Origin of the sequence: Terrabacter sp. C0L_2, assembly GCF_036352015.1 — a bacterium.
Classification (GTDB): Bacteria; Actinomycetota; Actinomycetes; order Actinomycetales; family Dermatophilaceae; genus Terrabacter; species Terrabacter tumescens.
The window spans coordinates 3795933-3812023 of sequence record NZ_CP143557.1 but is presented as its reverse complement, the minus strand read 5'-3'; the positions used below and the strand labels follow the sequence as shown (position 1 = coordinate 3812023).

Annotated in this window: 29 protein-coding genes and 1 tRNA gene; 9 read left to right on the top strand and 21 right to left on the bottom strand. The window is 68.2% G+C overall.

Features of this window, described 5'->3' with window-relative positions:
- Positions 1-4: 4 nt before the first annotated feature.
- The 17 genes from U5C87_RS17655 to U5C87_RS17575 all read right to left on the bottom strand — a co-directional run bounded on the left by U5C87_RS17655 (position 5) and on the right by U5C87_RS17575 (position 6657).
- Positions 5-421 (bottom strand): hypothetical protein, encoded by a 417-nt coding sequence (locus tag U5C87_RS17655; RefSeq protein ID WP_330473799.1) that lies wholly within the window; start codon positions 419-421, stop codon positions 5-7.
- Complete coding sequence (locus U5C87_RS17650) at positions 421-600, bottom strand: hypothetical protein (protein ID WP_330473798.1); 180 nt, start codon at positions 598-600, stop codon at positions 421-423. The genes U5C87_RS17655 and U5C87_RS17650 overlap by 1 nt, the downstream gene beginning before the upstream one ends.
- Positions 597-1289 carry a DNA-methyltransferase gene (locus U5C87_RS17645; RefSeq protein WP_330473797.1) on the bottom strand — a complete coding sequence of 231 codons (693 nt, stop codon included), beginning with the start codon at positions 1287-1289 and terminating at the stop codon, positions 597-599. The genes U5C87_RS17650 and U5C87_RS17645 overlap by 4 nt, the downstream gene beginning before the upstream one ends.
- A 171-nt stretch (positions 1290-1460) precedes the next feature.
- On the bottom strand, positions 1461-2012 hold the full coding sequence (locus U5C87_RS17640) for a hypothetical protein (protein WP_330473796.1): 552 nt from the start codon (positions 2010-2012) through the stop codon (positions 1461-1463).
- A gap of 162 nt (positions 2013-2174) precedes the next feature.
- Positions 2175-2852, bottom strand: a complete 678-nt coding sequence (locus U5C87_RS17635) for a lambda exonuclease family protein (RefSeq protein WP_330473795.1) — start codon at positions 2850-2852, stop codon at positions 2175-2177.
- A complete protein-coding gene (locus tag U5C87_RS17630; RefSeq protein ID WP_330473794.1) occupies positions 2849-3115 on the bottom strand; it encodes a hypothetical protein in 267 nt (88 codons plus the stop codon). The genes U5C87_RS17635 and U5C87_RS17630 overlap by 4 nt, the downstream gene beginning before the upstream one ends.
- Positions 3112-3342 carry a hypothetical protein gene (locus U5C87_RS17625; RefSeq protein ID WP_330473793.1) on the bottom strand — a complete coding sequence of 77 codons (231 nt, stop codon included), beginning with the start codon at positions 3340-3342 and terminating at the stop codon, positions 3112-3114. Before U5C87_RS17625 ends, U5C87_RS17630 begins: the two co-directional genes overlap by 4 nt.
- A gap of 88 nt (positions 3343-3430) precedes the next feature.
- Positions 3431-3610 carry a hypothetical protein gene (locus tag U5C87_RS17620; protein ID WP_330473792.1) on the bottom strand — a complete coding sequence of 60 codons (180 nt, stop codon included), beginning with the start codon at positions 3608-3610 and terminating at the stop codon, positions 3431-3433.
- Entirely contained in the window at positions 3607-3792 is a 186-nt protein-coding gene (locus U5C87_RS17615) for a hypothetical protein (protein ID WP_330473791.1), read from the bottom strand. Before U5C87_RS17615 ends, U5C87_RS17620 begins: the two co-directional genes overlap by 4 nt.
- Positions 3793-3872: 80 nt before the next feature.
- A complete protein-coding gene (locus tag U5C87_RS17610) occupies positions 3873-4031 on the bottom strand; it encodes a hypothetical protein (protein ID WP_330473790.1) in 159 nt (52 codons plus the stop codon).
- Positions 4028-4282, bottom strand: a complete 255-nt coding sequence (locus U5C87_RS17605; protein ID WP_330473789.1) for a hypothetical protein — start codon at positions 4280-4282, stop codon at positions 4028-4030. The genes U5C87_RS17610 and U5C87_RS17605 overlap by 4 nt, the downstream gene beginning before the upstream one ends.
- Positions 4279-4503 (bottom strand): hypothetical protein, encoded by a 225-nt coding sequence (locus U5C87_RS17600; RefSeq protein ID WP_330473788.1) that lies wholly within the window; start codon positions 4501-4503, stop codon positions 4279-4281. Before U5C87_RS17600 ends, U5C87_RS17605 begins: the two co-directional genes overlap by 4 nt.
- Entirely contained in the window at positions 4503-5021 is a 519-nt protein-coding gene (locus U5C87_RS17595; protein WP_330473787.1) for a hypothetical protein, read from the bottom strand. The genes U5C87_RS17600 and U5C87_RS17595 overlap by 1 nt, the downstream gene beginning before the upstream one ends.
- Positions 5018-5221, bottom strand: coding sequence for a hypothetical protein (locus tag U5C87_RS17590; protein WP_330473786.1), 204 nt, complete (start codon positions 5219-5221; stop codon positions 5018-5020). The genes U5C87_RS17595 and U5C87_RS17590 overlap by 4 nt, the downstream gene beginning before the upstream one ends.
- Positions 5222-5339: 118 nt before the next feature.
- On the bottom strand, positions 5340-5702 hold the full coding sequence (locus tag U5C87_RS17585; RefSeq protein ID WP_330473785.1) for a hypothetical protein: 363 nt from the start codon (positions 5700-5702) through the stop codon (positions 5340-5342).
- A 486-nt stretch (positions 5703-6188) separates the two neighbouring features.
- Entirely contained in the window at positions 6189-6482 is a 294-nt protein-coding gene (locus U5C87_RS17580; RefSeq protein WP_330473784.1) for a hypothetical protein, read from the bottom strand.
- A gap of 1 nt (position 6483) precedes the next feature.
- A complete protein-coding gene (locus U5C87_RS17575; protein ID WP_330473783.1) occupies positions 6484-6657 on the bottom strand; it encodes a helix-turn-helix domain-containing protein in 174 nt (57 codons plus the stop codon).
- Positions 6658-6829: 172 nt separating this feature from the next.
- Here U5C87_RS17575 and U5C87_RS17570 point away from each other — a divergent pair, with 172 nt between their 5' ends.
- The 4 genes from U5C87_RS17570 (at position 6830) to U5C87_RS17555 (ending at position 8948) form a co-directional block, all read left to right on the top strand.
- A complete protein-coding gene (locus U5C87_RS17570) occupies positions 6830-7237 on the top strand; it encodes a hypothetical protein (protein ID WP_330473782.1) in 408 nt (135 codons plus the stop codon).
- A gap of 442 nt (positions 7238-7679) precedes the next feature.
- Positions 7680-8375, top strand: coding sequence for a Mom family adenine methylcarbamoylation protein (locus tag U5C87_RS17565; RefSeq protein ID WP_330473781.1), 696 nt, complete (start codon positions 7680-7682; stop codon positions 8373-8375).
- Positions 8376-8382: 7 nt separating this feature from the next.
- Positions 8383-8604, top strand: coding sequence for a hypothetical protein (locus tag U5C87_RS17560; protein ID WP_330473780.1), 222 nt, complete (start codon positions 8383-8385; stop codon positions 8602-8604).
- Complete coding sequence (locus U5C87_RS17555) at positions 8601-8948, top strand: hypothetical protein (protein WP_330473779.1); 348 nt, start codon at positions 8601-8603, stop codon at positions 8946-8948. Before U5C87_RS17560 ends, U5C87_RS17555 begins: the two co-directional genes overlap by 4 nt.
- 92 nt (positions 8949-9040) lie before the next feature.
- Here the strand turns inward: U5C87_RS17555 and U5C87_RS17550 are convergent.
- Positions 9041-9114: transfer RNA gene (locus tag U5C87_RS17550), tRNA-Ile, on the bottom strand.
- Between the two features lie 194 nt (positions 9115-9308).
- Here U5C87_RS17550 and U5C87_RS17545 point away from each other — a divergent pair.
- The 5 genes from U5C87_RS17545 (at position 9309) to U5C87_RS17525 (ending at position 13095) form a co-directional block, all read left to right on the top strand.
- On the top strand, positions 9309-9650 hold the full coding sequence (locus U5C87_RS17545; protein WP_330473778.1) for a bifunctional 3-phenylpropionate/cinnamic acid dioxygenase ferredoxin subunit: 342 nt from the start codon (positions 9309-9311) through the stop codon (positions 9648-9650).
- A 229-nt stretch (positions 9651-9879) separates the two neighbouring features.
- Positions 9880-10395, top strand: a complete 516-nt coding sequence (locus U5C87_RS17540; protein WP_330473777.1) for a DUF3145 domain-containing protein — start codon at positions 9880-9882, stop codon at positions 10393-10395.
- Between the two features lie 489 nt (positions 10396-10884).
- A complete protein-coding gene (locus U5C87_RS17535; RefSeq protein WP_330473776.1) occupies positions 10885-11391 on the top strand; it encodes an HNH endonuclease in 507 nt (168 codons plus the stop codon).
- On the top strand, positions 11388-11762 hold the full coding sequence (locus U5C87_RS17530) for a WhiB family transcriptional regulator (RefSeq protein ID WP_330473775.1): 375 nt from the start codon (positions 11388-11390) through the stop codon (positions 11760-11762). The genes U5C87_RS17535 and U5C87_RS17530 overlap by 4 nt, the downstream gene beginning before the upstream one ends.
- 124 nt (positions 11763-11886) lie before the next feature.
- Complete coding sequence (locus U5C87_RS17525) at positions 11887-13095, top strand: RtcB family protein (RefSeq protein ID WP_330473774.1); 1209 nt, start codon at positions 11887-11889, stop codon at positions 13093-13095.
- A gap of 115 nt (positions 13096-13210) precedes the next feature.
- Here the strand turns inward: U5C87_RS17525 and fabF are convergent, their stop codons facing one another.
- From fabF to U5C87_RS17510, 3 genes are all read right to left on the bottom strand, one after another.
- Entirely contained in the window at positions 13211-14461 is a 1251-nt protein-coding gene (fabF, locus tag U5C87_RS17520) for a beta-ketoacyl-ACP synthase II (RefSeq protein WP_030146441.1), read from the bottom strand.
- 178 nt (positions 14462-14639) lie between these two features.
- Positions 14640-14888 (bottom strand): acyl carrier protein, encoded by a 249-nt coding sequence (locus U5C87_RS17515; RefSeq protein WP_020145270.1) that lies wholly within the window; start codon positions 14886-14888, stop codon positions 14640-14642.
- A gap of 138 nt (positions 14889-15026) precedes the next feature.
- Positions 15027-16082, bottom strand: coding sequence for a beta-ketoacyl-ACP synthase III (locus U5C87_RS17510; RefSeq protein WP_030146440.1), 1056 nt, complete (start codon positions 16080-16082; stop codon positions 15027-15029).
- Positions 16083-16091: the final 9 nt, after the last annotated feature.

Sequence of the window (16091 nt, the reverse complement as noted above, 5' to 3'; positions counted from 1 at the left end):
GCGTTCACGCTGCAACCTCCCCAATGCACACGAGGCAACCCGCCCGGTAGGCGGTTCCCTCTTCGACGTGGCGCTTGTGGTTCGTCTTCGCGGCACCCTCGGCCTTGCGTTTGCGCTGGTCTCTGAGCTCGGCCACCGACTGGTTCCAGTTGAACCACCCGGTGATGAACCAGCCGCCTTCACGGACCTCCCAGGCTTCTTCCCGGACGAGTGCGTTGACTCGTCCGGGGATGGCCTTGAGTCCTACGGCGATGACGTCGAGGTCGTAGTCGTGAACGAACCCGTCCGTTTCGCCGCCCTTTGCGTAGGCCAGTGCGCGCAGGTAGAGCAGTTCGGCGTCGGGGCCGGCGCGTCGGATGCGGGGGTCGCGCATGTAGTTGACGTCGAGGGGTACGTAGACGCTGGGCGCTTGCTTCGGCATCAGTCGTCGCCCCGCTCGGCTCGCAGCGCAGATCGCAGCCGCTCGACCTCGGCCCGCAGTTCGGCCTGCTCGGCGTCCGCCACAGCCATGACTAGGTAGAGCGCCGCTTCGCCGACGCCACCGTCCTCGCCGCAGAAGATCGCCCGCACATATCTGTCACGTCGCAATGTGTTGCTCATGCGGTCACCCCGAAGTCGAGGACGCCCTGCGCAAGACGCTTGGCGATGACCTCGCAGTAACGTTCCTCGAGCTCGACGCCGATGGCCTTGCGTCCGAGTTGCTTGGCGGCGACGAGCGTCGATCCGCTACCTGCGAAAGGGTCTGTGACGATGCCAGGTGGGCACTTGGCGATCAGCGCCGCCATCAGGTCGAGCGGCTTCTGTGTCGGATGCTGCCTGCCCCAAGAAACCTGCGACGGCGGGGCCTGGTAGTCGAGGACGGAGCTGCCACGGTGGCCCACAAATCCAGACCCGATGACATACACCTCTTCGGTGTTCGGCTTCCAGGGCATCGACAGGTCGCCCATGCCGCAGTTCAGACCCTTGTGCCACGTCAACAGCGCCCGAGTCGCCGCAGGTCGTTTGGCCTTCCATGACCCGAACGCAATCGCGGGTCGGCCACCCCATGCCGCCAGCACATAGTCGCGGGCCGAAGTGTCGAGGTCTCCCGCCACATCACGCTTGCGGGCGCGGTCGGTGTTCTTGCGGTGGTCCATGCCCGTGGTGAACGCGATCCCATATGGCGGATCGGTCACCAGCACGTCGGCGTCGAGCCATGCCGTGATCTCGCGGCAGTCGCCGTGGTAGAGCGTCACGGCGTCGTCTTCGTAATACGGCGCCGGCAGTGTTGGTATCATGGCGTCAGCCACTGAATCCTCCTGGTCTAGTCGGGAGTCGAGTCGTGGTTAGGCCCCGGTCGAGGTGTTGACGCACCTCGGTTGGGGCCGTACCATGCTCGCTCCCATTGTAGCGTCTGCGCGCCCTATTCGCACCCTTCCAGCGCGCCGAAACGTCAATGCGCACAACAGGATTCGGCCGATTCACTCCGTCGGCTCCTGCGAGCCGGGTCCGATGTCGAGCGCGTCGACTCTGGCCTTGATCGCGGCCTGTAGTGCCGGGTTCGCCTGCCACCACGCGCGCAGCGTCTCGCGGTCAGTGCAGGCGTTCACGTCGGCCTCGGTGGGCGGCTTGGGCGCGTCAGGCAGCGGCTCGACCTTCCACTGGATCTTGCGAGCACCCTGACCTCGGCCCCGGATCGCGACCGTCTTCGGGCCGTCGATGTGGGACAGGTGGCTGATGCGGATGCCGCCGACCTTGTCCTTGCCGAACGTCACGTCGGGGTCGTTGTAGAGCGTCACGGAGCGGCCGACCCACGCCTTGCCGTCGGTTCCCCAGCAGCGTGCGAGAACGTCGAGCATCCCCTTGCTTGGGCGCCACACTCGCGGAAAGCCGGCGAGTCGGATCTCGGCCACGGTCTTGCCGTCGCGCGTGCCGAGTCGGCATCCGTCGTCGATGGTGAAGGTGCGCGGGTTGACCAGCTCGACGGCGTCGAGTTGGTCGCTGGTCGGTGCCAGTGCGTCGGTGATGTCCATGTCAGTTCTCCCTGTCGGCGCGATCGTCTTCGCAGCGCATGCAGATGAATGGGTGGTCGATGAGGCCGAGGATGTGCCAGTCCTTGCTGCAGTCGGCGCAGGGGATGACTCGGCAGGCGGGGCCGTGAACGCAGCCGTCACAGGTCTTCTCTCCGGGAAGCATCAGAACGTGATCTCCTCGTACGTGGGCAGCGGGTCGGTCATGGGCAGGCCCGCGGTGCGGGCCTTGTAGGTGTTCGTGATCTCCGTGACCGCCAGCTCGAACATGGTGACGGCGACGACGATCGCCTCCTGCCACTTCGGGTCGGCGTGGACGCGGATCGGGTACATCGGCATCCCGCCGAAGTACGTGATGAAGTCACACCAGGCGCGCCCGGACACGAGCAGCCCGCACTGGATCTGCGCCATGTGCTCGGCCGGCACCTGGTCCTCGACAATGGTCCGCAGGTGCTTCTTCGCCCGCGGCCCCTTCACCTCGATCAGCCCGTCGTCGCCGACAAGCCCGTCGGGTGAGAAGCCGATGGTGAATCCCCACTTGTCTTCGGTCATGAACCCGACCTGTGTGACGGGCCGGTCGTAGTGGCTGGCATAGAGGTCGCGTGCGAGCGGTTCGACTTCGTTGCCGCGTTCCATGTCGGCGTTGACGAACACGTACTCGCTTGCTCCGATGATGCGTTCGGCGGCGAGCTCGAGGGTGAGTGCGCGTGAGAAGTCGTTGGATGCGACTCGACCCGTGGGGGTGAGTAGTTTGCCGACCGTGCTGGCGGTGACGATGCCTCGGCGCGCGTCTAGCCATTCGTCGGAGCCCTGCTCGAGGTCGGTGAGGATGTTGAGTGTCATGCGGTGCGTTCCTGTCCGTTGCGCGGGCCGTTCTCGGCGATGGTCAGGGCGTCCCGTGCCGCGTCGAGTGCGTCGTGCCAGTTGTTGTGGACGATGGGCTGGTAGCCGCGTTCACAGCCGCACGAGCACGCGGACACGAACCCGGCGCCGACTCGGGCGTAGGTGGGCCTGTGGTGTTTGCCGTAGCGTTCGTCGCTGGTCTGCGCGGCTTCGTTGTTGCTGCGGAACCAGTCGGCGCGCTGGGCGGGTGATGGATCGGTCATGACGCCACCCCTGTCCGCTCGTAGTAGTGAAGGTGGCATTCGCGCCACCCGGCCGTGTCGTGCTGGTACTCGCGGGGGCAGTCGGTGTGGTGGCACAGCTCGGTCGCGTCGAACGTGGTGCGCGGTTCGGCTTGGATGGTCACGGTGTCGTCGGCGTAGTGGGCGACGACCCAGCAGAATCCGGCGATGCCAGCGACGACGATGGCGAGGAACAGGAGCGGGTTCATGGCGTGTCCTTTGCGGCTCGTTGTGCGCGTGGGGTGTGGGCGAGGAGTGTTGGTGTGGCGAGGATTGCGGCGAGCGCGAGGAGCCAGTTCACGAGGGTGCTCCGGTCTCGATCTCGCCGGCATATGGATTGCGCGGCGGGTCGTGCGGGATGCCGCTCGGGCTGGGGTTGTTCCACATCCACTCGGCCGTGGCTTCGGCGGCTTCGTCCCACGCTTCGGCCTTGGCCTCTCGCAACTGGGCTCGGGTGATGGTGATGAGGTCGTTCATGACGGCGCTCCGGTCTCGTCGAGGGCCTCGCGCACGAGGTCGGCGTGGTTGTCTGCGAGCCACCCGAATGCGGCGCCGTGGTCTGCGTCGGTGCAGCGGTCGAGGCGGTCGCGGAGTTCGGCACGAATGCGGGCGAGGTCTCGCTCGATCGCGGTTGGCGTGCAGCCGATCTCGTGCAGCACGCCAGGACCTGCGAGTGGCGATCCAGCGTGGCAGTCGCATCCGCCGCGGATGTCTCGCTCGCATCGGGAGCATTCGAGGCTCATGCGCGTTTGCCGAGTCGGATCGTGTTGCGGTAGACGCGTGCCCGGTCGGCGATGATGGCGACGACGGGCGCGACTGTGGCAAGGGCGAACCCGAGCGCGACCTTGGCAGCGATCGCGCGGTCCCAGCGACGCTCGCGACGCTGCTGCGGGGTCATGAAGCACCGCCGAGGATCAGTCGGGCGATGGTGAGTGCGTGTGAATCCATCGACTCTTCGAGGGTGAGGGGCCAGCCGTCCGGCGTCTCGATGTCCTCGGGGTCCTCATCCCAAACCCAGCCGGCAGCGATGTCGTCAAGCCACTTGGCGAGGGCCGTGTCGACCTTCTCCTGCGGCCCGAACGGACGACGGACGCTGTTCGCTCGTTCACGCAGTACTTCGGCTGCGTCGCGCAGTAGTTCGGCGGTCATGACTGCCTCCATGCTGTGAGTGCGTCGTCGGCGTCGATGCCTGCGAGGGTCATCGCGTCGTCGATGCCGAGGCCGTCGCGCATGTGGCGCACGACCCCGGCGAGGTAGTCGGTGGGTATGCGCTCCTCGTCGACGGTGAGTGGGCGGGGTGCCCTGTGCCTGCCGACGTAGGACGGTTCGGGCAGGGGTGGGAGCGGCGTACCGGAGCCGCCGAGAGTCATCACTGCTCGTCCTCAACGCCGGGACGGACGAGGACCGGGTCGACCAGGTCGTCCCAGCGCGCGGCGACGTTGCTGATGCAAGAGCGCCACTCGTTGCCTTTGGTCCGCATCCACTCGGCTCGGGGGATGGTCGTGGGGTGCTTCGAGTCCCATGACGCCTCCACGACGCCCCAGAGTCCGGGCTCGGGGATGCGTGGCGGGGTCGCCTGCGCCTCGATCTGGTCGGCGAGCCAATTGCGAAGGCGAGGAAACTCGGCCTCCGGGTACGTCACCGTGCGCAGCAACTTCACTGCTCTCTCGGCCGGGATCGAACCGGGACCAAGGTCGAGCACGACGAGCGGGCGGATGTCGGTGACGACTCCGAGATGAACCGAGTCGCAGGAGTATTCGAGTCCGCGCGCCGGGTCCGGGGAGTATGCCCAGTCACCCTCGCCATGGGTCTCGCGATAGAAGACGCGCACGTTGGGCACGCCACGCACGGTGGCGACGGCGACAGTCCCCGGCTCATAGGTGCTCACGAGGCCACCTCCTCGTCCTCGATGTGCAGGGCCAGCGCGACGAGCTCGGCGACCGCGTCCGTGATGACGTGGGCGTGCTTGTCGGCCTCGGTGAAGTCGTGCGTGCGGTCACGGCCCTCGCGCCAGTCAGCGAGCCGGAGAGCCTCGAGCGCCTTCCGTGCGCGCTCCTGCGTAGAAAAGATGCGCTGGTTACGTATCACCCAGGCGGGTGTCGCGCTCTGTGCTTGTGTGGACATTGCGTATCCTTCGTCTTTGAAAGTGGGCGGCGCCCCGAACCTGTGGAGGGTGGCGGGGCGCCGTCTGCTATCTGGGGGTTGCTCAATGAGCGACGGACGTGTGGGTCTCGTCCTCGCCGTTGCGCTTGTAGGTTTTGCCGCCGTCGTTCGAGAAGGCGGCCGGGTCGCGCCGGGACTGCCACAGGTCGGGTCGGCCAGCCATGTCGTTCGCGACGTGGTTCCACTCGGTCGGGTCGTTTGTCAGTGCCGTCAGCGGCTCGTACCGCATGAGGCGCGAGACGAGGTCGATGGTCATCGCGGCCGACACGCCAGAGTGGCCCTGGCCGGCGAACTTCTCGACGAGTTCGAGCGCGGCCTCGCCGAGCATTCCGTTGTAGTCCGAGTCTTTGTCGAGCAGGCCGGCCTTGGCGAGTTCAGCGCGTGCATGGGTGATGAGGTCGCTCATGTGGGATCTCCTTTTGGATGGTTGCTGTCTGCGTGCTCTCGCCGGCCTCGAACCGGACTGGACCCCTGCGCCTCGACCCGGCGCGTTCGGTCGCGAGAGCTGTCAGGGCCGCTCGATCAGAAAGTCCCTGACGCCCGCCTCTCACTACGGGCATGAGCAGCACCAAATGGCACGTCGGCTGCTCGACGAGGGGCCTTAACCCAGCCCCGGGTGGTGTGTGGTTCCCGCTTATCTGTGTCGCCCGACCCTTGTTGTGGGCCAGCGGGATTGGCTGCGCTGTTCTCGAATCGCCGCCTGCTACTGGCGGTTACCTGCCGGCACGCTCCGTCACGGGGAGCACTTGGGGTAGTCCGGTTTGGTTCACTGGCGTTCGTGACTTGCGATGGGTGCCGTCCGTGGGTGTTGAGCCGCACGGACGGCTGGGTGTGCCCACTCGGCTCGGGGACCATCCGGGGGGAGGAGGTTTCGACCCGAGCCGAGCGGCGTTCAGGTGCGCTCGATCTCGTCGGCGCGCTTCTGCATCCACTCGGCGGCCAGTTCGCCGTGGAACCGGCCGCTTGCGTGGAACGGTGAGTCGTCGCGCCAGAACGTGTCGCGCGCGTGGGACTCGTAGGTGACTGCGGCCTCGCGGAGTGCGCGGGCTGCGATGGTCGGGGCGACCGCATCGAGGACCACGCGGGCGTCCGATTCCTGCCTGCCGCGCGAGGTGTTGACGTGCATGCGTGGCTGCGCGAGGGCCCACTCGGCGGCCTGCACGTCGGCGTCGGTGTAGTGGGCCATGTCAGGCCGTCTTCTCGACGACGGGCTCGTGGCCGTTGAACCAGGCGACGAGGCCGGCGTAGTCGATGGCGATGCGGCGGCCGATACGGCGGGCGGGGATGTCACCTCGGTTGATCGCGTCCCTGATCTCTTTGTCCGAGATCGAGGTGAGGTCGACCGCCTGCTTCACGCTCACCCCAATGGTGGGGGTTGGTGCTGACTGGTGGGGGTTCATGACAGCGAACTTACGCTGAACTTTCGCGTCCGTCCACCCCTGACGCGAAAGTTTCTTCAAAATCGCGTATTTTTCTGGTCTGGCGTCTCACCGTTGAGACATGAGTGCTTGCGCGGTCGGCGATACTTTCGCTGTGACTGAGACCCAATGGGAACGTTTGCATCGACTGATCGAGCATCGGCGGAAGATCCTGGGCCTGACCCTCACCGGCATACAGGTCATCGGTGGCCCGTCGCCGCGGTGGGTGCAGAAGCTGCGCGGCATGGAGGGGCAGCCCACGGACCGGATGCGCCGGCCGATGCGCGACCTAGACCGTGTGCTGCGTTGGCCGCAGGACACGACGTGGAACCTTGTCGACCACGACCGTTCGGAGTGGGCTGAGGCGCTGCTCGAGGATGAGGAGCGGAGCCTGCTTGAGACGGTCGACGAGGCGGACGAGATCGCCTTCGTGATCGCGGCCAGGGTGCGTGCGATCCCGGCTGGTGAGGAGCGTGACGAGATCATGCGCAGGCTGCTTGAGGTGCTCGGGATCTATCGGTAAAGACTCTGTCTAGTTCGTCCCTACTTGGTCGTACTGTCCCCGGCTGTGTCTACTGTGGGCGGATCGACACCCCGCCACCCGAGGCGGGGGTGCGGTGTGCTAGGCGAAACAGGGAAGTGGTCGCATGGAGCAGGGGTGCAGGGCGTGGCTCGAGCCGCAGTGGGCGGGGATTCATGACCTGATGGTGAGGCTGCTTGGTCATTGCACGTGCGAGGCCAGCGAGGCGCGCGTGTACGAGCTGTACACGGTTGAGGGGGCGCGTTCTGCGGAAGCGATCAGCGCCTGACGTGCGGACGATGAAGCCCCACACCTTCTCGGGGAGGGTGTGGGGCTTCTCTTTGTGCGTGCTGGGCGAACGTTCGGCGTAAGTTCGCGCTAGGATGGCATGAAGATGCCCCGCCAGCGGTCAGGCTGCGGGGTGCGGCCCACCTTGGGAGTGGACATGCCAAGCGTACCCGGAGCTGCGGCTCAGTCGCTGTTCGAGGTGCAGCCAGCGATGCAGCGCCTCGACCCCAGTCGGTGCTCGGTCGCTCCGGTTAGCTTCGACTCTGTCAGGCAGGTGCTCGCAGAGGCGCACTACATCGGCCGCCCAGGTGCCACCTCTGTCCGACTTGGCCTCTATGTCGATGGGTCGCTAGCGGGGGTTATCACGTTCGGGACGATCCCCAGCAACAATGCGTCGGCGATCTGCGGGCCTGAAATGGCTGGCGCGGTGCTCGAACTAACCCGCCTGGCCCTCTATGACTGGGCGCCATGTAACAGTGAGTCGTGGTTCATCGGTGCCGCCGTCCACTGGCTGCGCGTAAATCGCCCTGACGTCCGCATCCTTCTGTCGTATGCCGATGGGGAGCAGGGGCATGTCGGGACGATCTACCAGGCGACGAACTGGCTTTACACCGGGACGACGACGGGCGATGTCCTCTACCAGTCGCACGATGGAACGGTTATGCACCCGCGCACGACGGGCCGCGCCAAGGTGTTGCCGCCCGGTTTCTGGATACCGTCTCCAACGAAACATCGGTATGTCCTCCTGCTCGGGACGTCCAAGGCGCGCAGGGCTCTGCTGCACCGCCTGCGCTGGGAGATTCTGCCCTATCCCAAGAAATGCATTGACAAACGCATGGACAGGAGCGCATGATCGACACATGGGCAACTGGGAAGTCAGTGAAGCGAAGTACGTGACATGCATCTGCGGCAAGGTCTGCAAGGGCAGGGCTGCTCACGCGAACCACGGCCGCAAGTGCGAGATGGAGAGTGCCCGAAGCTGGGCCTTCATCCGCGCCACCGAGCTCGGGATGAAGCCAGTGTCCGATGGGACGTTCAAGGCTGCCTGGGAGGGCGGCTGGCGCCCGAACATGAAGCGATGAGCCGCCCACCACGCAAGACCCGTTCCATACGCGTCGAGGACAAGCTATGGAATGCAGCCGCAAAGACTGCCGACGAGTGTGGTGACGTTCTGGCAGAGGTGGTCAGGGCCTCGTTGCAGGACTACGTGGCTGCGGCGCGACGCGGTGATGCGCAGACGTGGACGTTCTTCGGTCACTGGGAAGACGAGCTCGTCATCGACCATGCCGTCAGGGGCGAGCATGAAGACGTATACCCGGACGACGGCACCTATGAGCAGGGCCTTTGGGCCGCATCAGCCAGGGGTGCAACGCTCGAGGAGGCCGAGGCTAACGCCAGGGCTGAGTACAAGCCCGACGGCGACTGAACAACTTAGGGTGTCCGATTGGGTACAGCGACCCGAAACCACGAACCGCCCCTGACCTGCATACGTGCAGGTCAGGGGCGGTTTTCGTACGGTGGGGCAGCAGGGGCTTGAACCCTGGACCGACGGATTATGAGTCCGCTGCTCTGACCGGCTGAGCTACTGCCCCGGGACCCGACGCCGGCGTTGCCGACGAGGTCGGTCGGAGTCTAGCGAGCGCTCCGACCGGGTCACGCCTCCGGTCGAGCCGCGTCGGTCCAGCCCCGGCCGAGCTGCCTCGGTGGAGCCCCGCTCGAGCCCCGCTCGGGCCACCCTCTAGGCTCGCCGTGACCGTGGTCCCGAGCAGGTGAGGAACGAGCTGGCATGAGTGACGGCATCCGCGTGGCGTCGGTCGACGACGTCGAGCCCGGCGAGGCGCTCGTGCTCGACACCGCGCTGACGGTGACGGACGAGCCGATCTCGCTCTTCCGTGACGACGACGGCACCTACTATGCGCTCGACGACACGTGTTCGCACGAGGACGCGTCCCTCGCGGAGGGCTGGATCGAGGCCGGTGAGGTGGAGTGCCCGCTGCACGCCACCCGTTTCTGCCTCAGCGACGGCCGGCCGATGTGCCTGCCCGCCACCAAGCCCGTGCGGACCCACCGGGTCGAGATCCGGGACGACGAGGTCTACCTCTTCCCTGGGGAGCCGCGCGGCACCTGACGCTGGAGCGGCCGGTGCGCAGTCGCAGAACCCGCTGCATCGGGGCGTCCAGGAAACACCAAAACGGACAAATCCGATCGTGAGACCGCTGGTGCCCGTGTGGACCATGGTGCACAATGGGCGAGTGCTCGAGGTCGAGCACGCACGATCCGCCGTCACCGAAGCAGTCCACCCGTTCACGAAGTAGCAGGCGTTGGGGAAGACGTCCCTGCAACTTCAGGAGGTTCGGATGGCTGTCGCGATGCCGCGCACCCAGACAGGCGGGGTTCTGTTCATACACGGAGCCCCGGCCGCGCTGTGCCCGCACATCACGTGGGCGATCGAGGCCGTCCTCGACGAACGGGTGACGCTCGACTGGATCCCTCAGCCCGCCGCTCCCCGGATGATGCGCACCGAGCTCCCGTGGTCCGGCGCCGCCGGCACCGGCGCCGAGCTCGCCAGTGCCCTCCGCGGATGGGACGGCCTGCGCTACGAGGTGACCGAGGACCCGTCGCCGGGATGCGACGGCGCGCGCTGGTCCTACACGCCCCGTCTCGGCATCCACCACGCCATGACCTCCGCGTCCGGTGACGCCGTCGTGCAGGAGGACCGGCTCCGCGAGGCGATCCTGCGCAGCCGCGGCGATGCCGAGGCCCTCCAGGACGAGATCGACCTGCTCCTCGGCATCCCCTGGGACGACGAGCTCGAGGTGTTCCGCTACGCCGGCGACGGTGCGGCCGTGCGCTGGATGCACAAGGTCGGCTGACCGACGCACGTCTCGTCCGCCACGACCTCCAGCGTGACGACCGAGGTGACGAGGGCCCGGGCGGTTCGTGCTCCCGGGCCCTCGTCATGTCCGACTCGTTCCCGGCACCTCGACCCGGAGCCGAAAACCACTGGGCAGCGACCGCCTCCACCTGTCATCATCGACCCGGCGCCAGGATCCCTGTGCGCCAACCCATCTCCCTCACCCGTAGACGAAGGACCAATCATGGCAACGGGACTCACCACCGAAGCGAAGCGCAGCCTGTGCCTCGCCGATGTGGCCTACCCGTTCCCAGGGGAGTGCCGCATCCGGCACACCCAGCCGTGGAGTCCCCACCTGCGATCTCGCTGACGCGACGAGCCTGACCGGCTCCGTCCCTCGAGCCGCCCACCGGGATGACCCGGACGGGCGGCTCTTCTCGTGCCGCCCGTCGCCGCCAGTGAACAGAGACGACGACACGAGTCGCCATGAGGGAGAGGAGGATCGGCCATGACCCAGGTCGAGGTGTGGAACGCCGACGAGACGCTGCTCCACCGGGTATCGGTGCGGCACGCCGTGCGGATGATCTGGCGCGGCGTCGCCACACCGGTCGAGGTCCACGCGACCGAGCGCTTCGGTCCCTACCAGGTCCCGGTCGTCGTCCGACTCGTGCGGTACGTGGAGCAGAAGTGGCTCTACTCGCGCACCCGGGCGACCTACTCCCGCGAGGGCGTCCTGCTCCGTGACCGCGGGCAGTGCGCCTACTGCGGACGCTTCACCGCCACGACCATGGACCACGTCCTCCCGCGCTCACGAGGCGGCGCGACGTCGTGGGCCAACGCGGTCGCGGCCTGCGAGCCGTGCAACGCCCGCAAGGGTGACCGCACCCCCGACGAGGCGCGGATGCCCCTGCGATGGGACCCGTACGTGCCCACCCGGGTGCAGCTGCACTTCGCCCGCGCCACCATGCCCACCCCGAGCCCCACCAGCACCGACCGGAAGGAGTCCGACCCATGACCAGGAACCGCACCCCCGTGCGCACGCAGTCCCTCGCCCAGGTGGGGCTCCGGCCTGCGGCCCGAACGGGTCAGGGACTCGACGCCTGGATCTTCCGCGCCGCGTCCGAGCACCCGTTCGAGGTCGACGGCGCCGTGCCGAGCTGCGCAGCTCACGACCCGGAGCTGTTCTGGCCGGCGACCGAGAGCGAGGCGGAGCGGGCCAAGGCGGTGTGCGCGACGTGCCCCCTCGTCGAGGTCTGCCTCGCCGTCGCTCAGCGTCGTCTCGAGTGGGGCGTCTGGGGCGGCCAGCTGCTCGCCAAGGGTCGTCCCACCACGGACCTCCCGGGCAACGTGCGCCCGTCCCCGCACGACAGCGCGCGCAGCGCCTGAGAACGAGGGCGTATGCCGGGTGGCCGGCTCCCAGCGAGCCCGCGCCACCCGGCATACGCCACCGCCCACCGACACAGCACGACCACCATCGGGCGACCGCCCGTCTCACGAGAGGATGAGCACCATGACCACCTTGCCTGTCGCGCTCCCGGGCGCGCAGGCCTCCACGCTGATGTGGGCCGATCCCGACGAGGTCGAGACGGCCGCGCTGGACCAGCTGCGCAACATCAGCAGGCTGCCCTGGGTGCACGGCCTGCGCGTCATGCCGGACGTCCACCTCGGCAAGGGCGCCACCGTCGGCTCGGTCATCGCCATGCGCGACGCCGTGTCGACCGCCGCGGTCGGCGTCGACATCGGCTGCGGCATGACCGGCGTCCGGACCAACCTGACGGCTGCCGACCTGCCCGACGACCTCGGCCCCCTGCGGTCGGCGATTGAGTCGGTGCTGCCCGTCGGCTGGAACGCCAACGACGGCTCGGCGCCCGTGCTCGCGCGCGACGCCGGGCTGGCTGGTCGCTTCGACACGCTCATGGGGCGGTTCGCCGAGCTGCGTGCGCCGAAGATCGCTGACCGGGCGAATCGTGCTGCGGCGCAGTGCGGTTCACTGGGCAGTGGCAACCACTTCTGGGAGGTCTGCGAGCGCGACGACGGCCACCTGTGGCTCATGCTGCACTCGGGCTCGCGCAACATCGGCAAGGAGCTCGCGGAGCGGCACATCGCCACGGCCAAGACGCTCGAGCACAACCTCGGGCTGCCCGATCGTGACCTCGCGGTCTTCCTCGCCGGGACGGGCGAGATGGCGGCGTACCTCCACGACCTGTACTGGGCGCAGGAGTACGCCCTGCTCAACCGCGAGGTGATGATGGCGACGACGCGTGAGGTCGTGCGCACGCACTTCCCGAGCGTCGTGTTCGACGAGCCGGTGCGCTGCCACCACAACTACGTGTCGGAGGAGACCTACGACGGGGTGGACGTCGTCGTGACGCGGAAGGGGGCGATCCGGGCCGCGGCCGGCGACCTCGGCCTCATCCCCGGCTCGATGGGCACGGGCTCCTACGTCGTCCGCGGCCTGGGCAACGAGGCGTCGTTCAACTCCGCGAGCCACGGCGCGGGCCGCCGGATGTCGCGCAACGCGGCCAAGCGTCGGTTCACGGTCGAGGACCTGCGGGCGCAGACGGCCGGCATCGAGTGCCGTAAGGACGCCGGGGTCATCGACGAGATCCCCTCGGCCTACAAGGATCTCGAGTCGGTGATCGCGGCGCAGACGACCGGGCCGAGCCCGCTCGTCGAGGTCGTGGCGCGGCTGACGACGCTGCTCTGTGTCAAGGGGTAGCCGCCACGCCGGCTCGGCGTCGGACGTGGGACGGGGCGCTCACTCGAGGGAGGCAAGCCTCCCGGCAGGTCGAGGGAGCGCCCCCGTCACGGCGCGTCGGTCGGTGTCGTGCGAATCAGATGCTGCGGATCGCCAGGGCGACGTTGTGGCCGCCGAAGCCGAACGAGTTGTTCAGCGCAGCGATGTCGCCGTCGGGCAGCTTCTGGTGCTCGCCGGTGACGACGTTGAGCGCGATCTCGGGGTCCTGCTCGTCGAGGTTGATCGTGGCCGGCACCAGCCGGTTGTGGATCGACTGGATCGTGATGACGGCCTCGAGTGCGCCGGCCGCACCGAGCAGGTGGCCGGTCATGGACTTCGTGGCCGTGACCGTCAGGTCGTCGGTGTGGTCGCCGAAGGCCCGCTTGATCGCGTTGTACTCCGCGACGTCGCCCACCGGGGTCGAGGTGGCGTGCGCGTTGATGTGGATGATGTCGGTCGGCGACAGGTCGGCCCGCTCGACGGCATACAGCATCGCGCGGGACGCGCCCGACCCGTTGGGCTCGGGGGCCGTGATGTGGTGCGCGTCGGCCGACATGCCGACGCTCGCGAGCTCGGCGTAGATGCGCGCACCGCGGGCCCGGGCGTGCTCCTCGGACTCGAGCACGATGACGGCAGCGCCCTCGCCGAGGACAAAGCCGTCGCGGCCGGTGTCGTAGGGGCGCGAGGCCTTCGCGGGGTCGTCGTTGCGTGTCGAGAGGGCCTGCATGGCGGCAAAGCCGGCGATCGGCAGCGGGTGGACCGCGGCCTCGGTGCCACCGGCGACGACGACGTCGGCCCGACCGGTGCGGATCATGTCGATCGCGTAGCCCATGCTCTCGGCGCCGGAGGCGCAGGCGCTGACCGTCGTGTGGGCGCCGGCGCGGGCACCGAGGTCGAGCGACACCGCGGCCGCAGGGCCGTTGGGCATGAGCATCGGGACGGCGAGGGGGTAGACCCGTCGGGGGCCCTTCTCGCGCAGGTTGTCCCACTGGTCGAGTAGCGTCCACACGCCGCCGATGCCGGAGCCGATCGCGGCGCCGAGGCGCTCCGGCTCGACTTCCGGCTTGCCGGCGTCGGCCCAGGCCTCGCGGGCGGCGATGAGGGCGTACTGGCTCGACGGGTCGAGACGGCGGGTCTCGACCTTGGCGAGGACGTCACCGGGCGGGGTGGCGATGGTCGCGGCGAAGGTGACGGGGAGCTCGTACTTGGCGACCCAGTCGAACTCCATCGGGCGGGCGCCGGACCGGCCGGCGAGCAGGGCCTCCCACGTCTCCGTGGCGGTTCCGCCCAGGGGCGTGGTGGCTCCGAGACCGGTGACCACGACGCGTCGGTCGCGATTGGACGTCATGGTGACGTGCTCCTCTGAGTCGAGTGGGGTGAGGTCGTGCTGGTCGTGTGGGCGGTGCTGGTCGTGTGGGCGGTGCTGGTCGTGCGGGCGGTGCAGGTCGTGCGAGTCACCACGAGGGGTGGGTGCTTGCTGGTGCGGCTCGGCCGGCGCCCGGTGTCCCGGGCGCCGACCGGGTGCGTCAGGACTGCGCGCCGGCGATGAAGGTGACGGCGTCGCGGACGGTCTTGAGGTTCTTGACCTCGCTGTCCGGGATGCGCACGCCGAACTTCTCCTCGGCGTTGACGACGATCGTCATCATCGACAGGGAGTCGATGTCGAGGTCCTCGGTGAAGGACTTGTCCATCTCGACGGACGCGGTGTCGAGACCGGTCTCCTCGTTGACGATCTCGGCAAGACCCTCGAGGATCTCCTGCTCGGACTGAGCCATCTGTCTGCTCCTTGTTCGTGTTGGCGGTTCGTGCTGGCGGTGGTGCCCGGTTCGGTCATCCGTGGTGGATGACCTCCCCTGGCCCGAATGACCCGTCGGGACCGGCGGGAGTGCTGGGACTGCCCGTGCTGGGAGTGCTCAGGGCAGCACGACGACCTGCGCGGCATACACCAGGCCGGCTCCGAAGCCGATCTGGAGCGCGAGGCCGCCGCTGGGGATCTCCTTCTCGGCGAGCATCCGCGTCGTCGCGATCGGGATCGAGGCCGCCGAGGTGTTGGCGGTGGTCACGATGTCGCGGGCGACGGGGATGTCGGCCGGCAGCTTGAGCTGCTTGACCATCGCGTCGATGATGCGGATGTTCGCCTGGTGCGGGATGAACGCGTCGAGGTCGTCGGCCTTGATGCCGGCCTTGTCGATGGCCTGCTGCGCGACGGGGGCCATGCCCCAGACGGCCCAGCGGAAGACGGTCTGGCCGGCCATGCCGATCGCGGGCCAGACGTTCTTGTCGGCCTGGGCCGACTGCCACGACTCGCGCACGTCGGTCCACGCCTGCTTCTGCGTGATGGCGTCGCGCTGCGTGCCGTCGGAGCCCCACACGGTCGGGCCGATGCCCGGGGTGTCGCTCGGGCCGACGATGCAGGCGCCCGCTCCGTCGCCGAAGATGAAGGCGCTGCCGCGGTCGTAGGGGTCGGTGAAGTCGCTGAGCTTCTCGACGCCGACGACGAGGACGTAGTCGGCCGAGCCGCCCTTGACCATGTCGCTCGCCATCGCCACGCCGTAGCAGTAGCCGGCACAGGCTGCCGAGATGTCGAGGGCGGGCGCGGTCGAGCCGAGGCGCGAGGCGAGCTCGGGCGCGGCGGCGGGCGTCTGGTACGGGTGCGTCACCGTGGCGACGAGGACGAAGCCGATCTGCTCGGGCGAGATGCCCGCGTGCTCGAGGGCCTGGCGCGAGGCCGCCTCGGCCATGTCGATGACGCTCTCGTCGTCGGCGGCGAAGTGACGGCTGATGATGCCGGACCGCTCGCGGATCCACTCGTCGCTCGAGTCGATCTTGTCGACGATCTCGGAGTTCATGACGACGCGGGCCGGGCGGTAGGCGCCGACGCCGAGGATCCGCGAGTGGCGCGCGGCGCCGTTGTCGACGAGGGTGCCGGTGCCCTTGGGCGTCGGCGCGGTGGCGCTGGGGGATGTCACGTGAGGCCT

Excerpts from the sequence above, each read along its gene's own strand:
- U5C87_RS17655 (WP_330473799.1), bottom strand. The coding sequence starts at position 421 with ATGCCGAAGCAAGCGCCCAGCGTCTACGTACCCCTCGACGTCAACTAC.
- U5C87_RS17650 (WP_330473798.1), bottom strand. The coding sequence starts at position 600 with ATGAGCAACACATTGCGACGTGACAGATATGTGCGGGCGATCTTCTGC.
- U5C87_RS17640 (WP_330473796.1), bottom strand. The coding sequence starts at position 2,012 with ATGGACATCACCGACGCACTGGCACCGACCAGCGACCAACTCGACGCC.
- U5C87_RS17635 (WP_330473795.1), bottom strand. The coding sequence starts at position 2,852 with ATGACACTCAACATCCTCACCGACCTCGAGCAGGGCTCCGACGAATGG.
- U5C87_RS17630 (WP_330473794.1), bottom strand. The coding sequence starts at position 3,115 with ATGACCGATCCATCACCCGCCCAGCGCGCCGACTGGTTCCGCAGCAAC.
- U5C87_RS17625 (WP_330473793.1), bottom strand. The coding sequence starts at position 3,342 with ATGAACCCGCTCCTGTTCCTCGCCATCGTCGTCGCTGGCATCGCCGGA.
- U5C87_RS17620 (WP_330473792.1), bottom strand. The coding sequence starts at position 3,610 with ATGAACGACCTCATCACCATCACCCGAGCCCAGTTGCGAGAGGCCAAG.
- U5C87_RS17610 (WP_330473790.1), bottom strand. The coding sequence starts at position 4,031 with ATGACCCCGCAGCAGCGTCGCGAGCGTCGCTGGGACCGCGCGATCGCT.
- U5C87_RS17605 (WP_330473789.1), bottom strand. The coding sequence starts at position 4,282 with ATGACCGCCGAACTACTGCGCGACGCAGCCGAAGTACTGCGTGAACGA.
- U5C87_RS17600 (WP_330473788.1), bottom strand. The coding sequence starts at position 4,503 with ATGACTCTCGGCGGCTCCGGTACGCCGCTCCCACCCCTGCCCGAACCG.
- U5C87_RS17585 (WP_330473785.1), bottom strand. The coding sequence starts at position 5,702 with ATGAGCGACCTCATCACCCATGCACGCGCTGAACTCGCCAAGGCCGGC.
- U5C87_RS17580 (WP_330473784.1), bottom strand. The coding sequence starts at position 6,482 with ATGGCCCACTACACCGACGCCGACGTGCAGGCCGCCGAGTGGGCCCTC.
- U5C87_RS17565 (WP_330473781.1), top strand. The coding sequence starts at position 7,680 with ATGCCAAGCGTACCCGGAGCTGCGGCTCAGTCGCTGTTCGAGGTGCAG.
- U5C87_RS17560 (WP_330473780.1), top strand. The coding sequence starts at position 8,383 with ATGGGCAACTGGGAAGTCAGTGAAGCGAAGTACGTGACATGCATCTGC.
- U5C87_RS17555 (WP_330473779.1), top strand. The coding sequence starts at position 8,601 with ATGAGCCGCCCACCACGCAAGACCCGTTCCATACGCGTCGAGGACAAG.
- U5C87_RS17545 (WP_330473778.1), top strand. The coding sequence starts at position 9,309 with ATGAGTGACGGCATCCGCGTGGCGTCGGTCGACGACGTCGAGCCCGGC.
- U5C87_RS17540 (WP_330473777.1), top strand. The coding sequence starts at position 9,880 with ATGGCTGTCGCGATGCCGCGCACCCAGACAGGCGGGGTTCTGTTCATA.
- U5C87_RS17535 (WP_330473776.1), top strand. The coding sequence starts at position 10,885 with ATGACCCAGGTCGAGGTGTGGAACGCCGACGAGACGCTGCTCCACCGG.
- U5C87_RS17530 (WP_330473775.1), top strand. The coding sequence starts at position 11,388 with ATGACCAGGAACCGCACCCCCGTGCGCACGCAGTCCCTCGCCCAGGTG.
- U5C87_RS17525 (WP_330473774.1), top strand. The coding sequence starts at position 11,887 with ATGACCACCTTGCCTGTCGCGCTCCCGGGCGCGCAGGCCTCCACGCTG.
- fabF (WP_030146441.1), bottom strand. The coding sequence starts at position 14,461 with ATGACGTCCAATCGCGACCGACGCGTCGTGGTCACCGGTCTCGGAGCC.
- U5C87_RS17515 (WP_020145270.1), bottom strand. The coding sequence starts at position 14,888 with ATGGCTCAGTCCGAGCAGGAGATCCTCGAGGGTCTTGCCGAGATCGTC.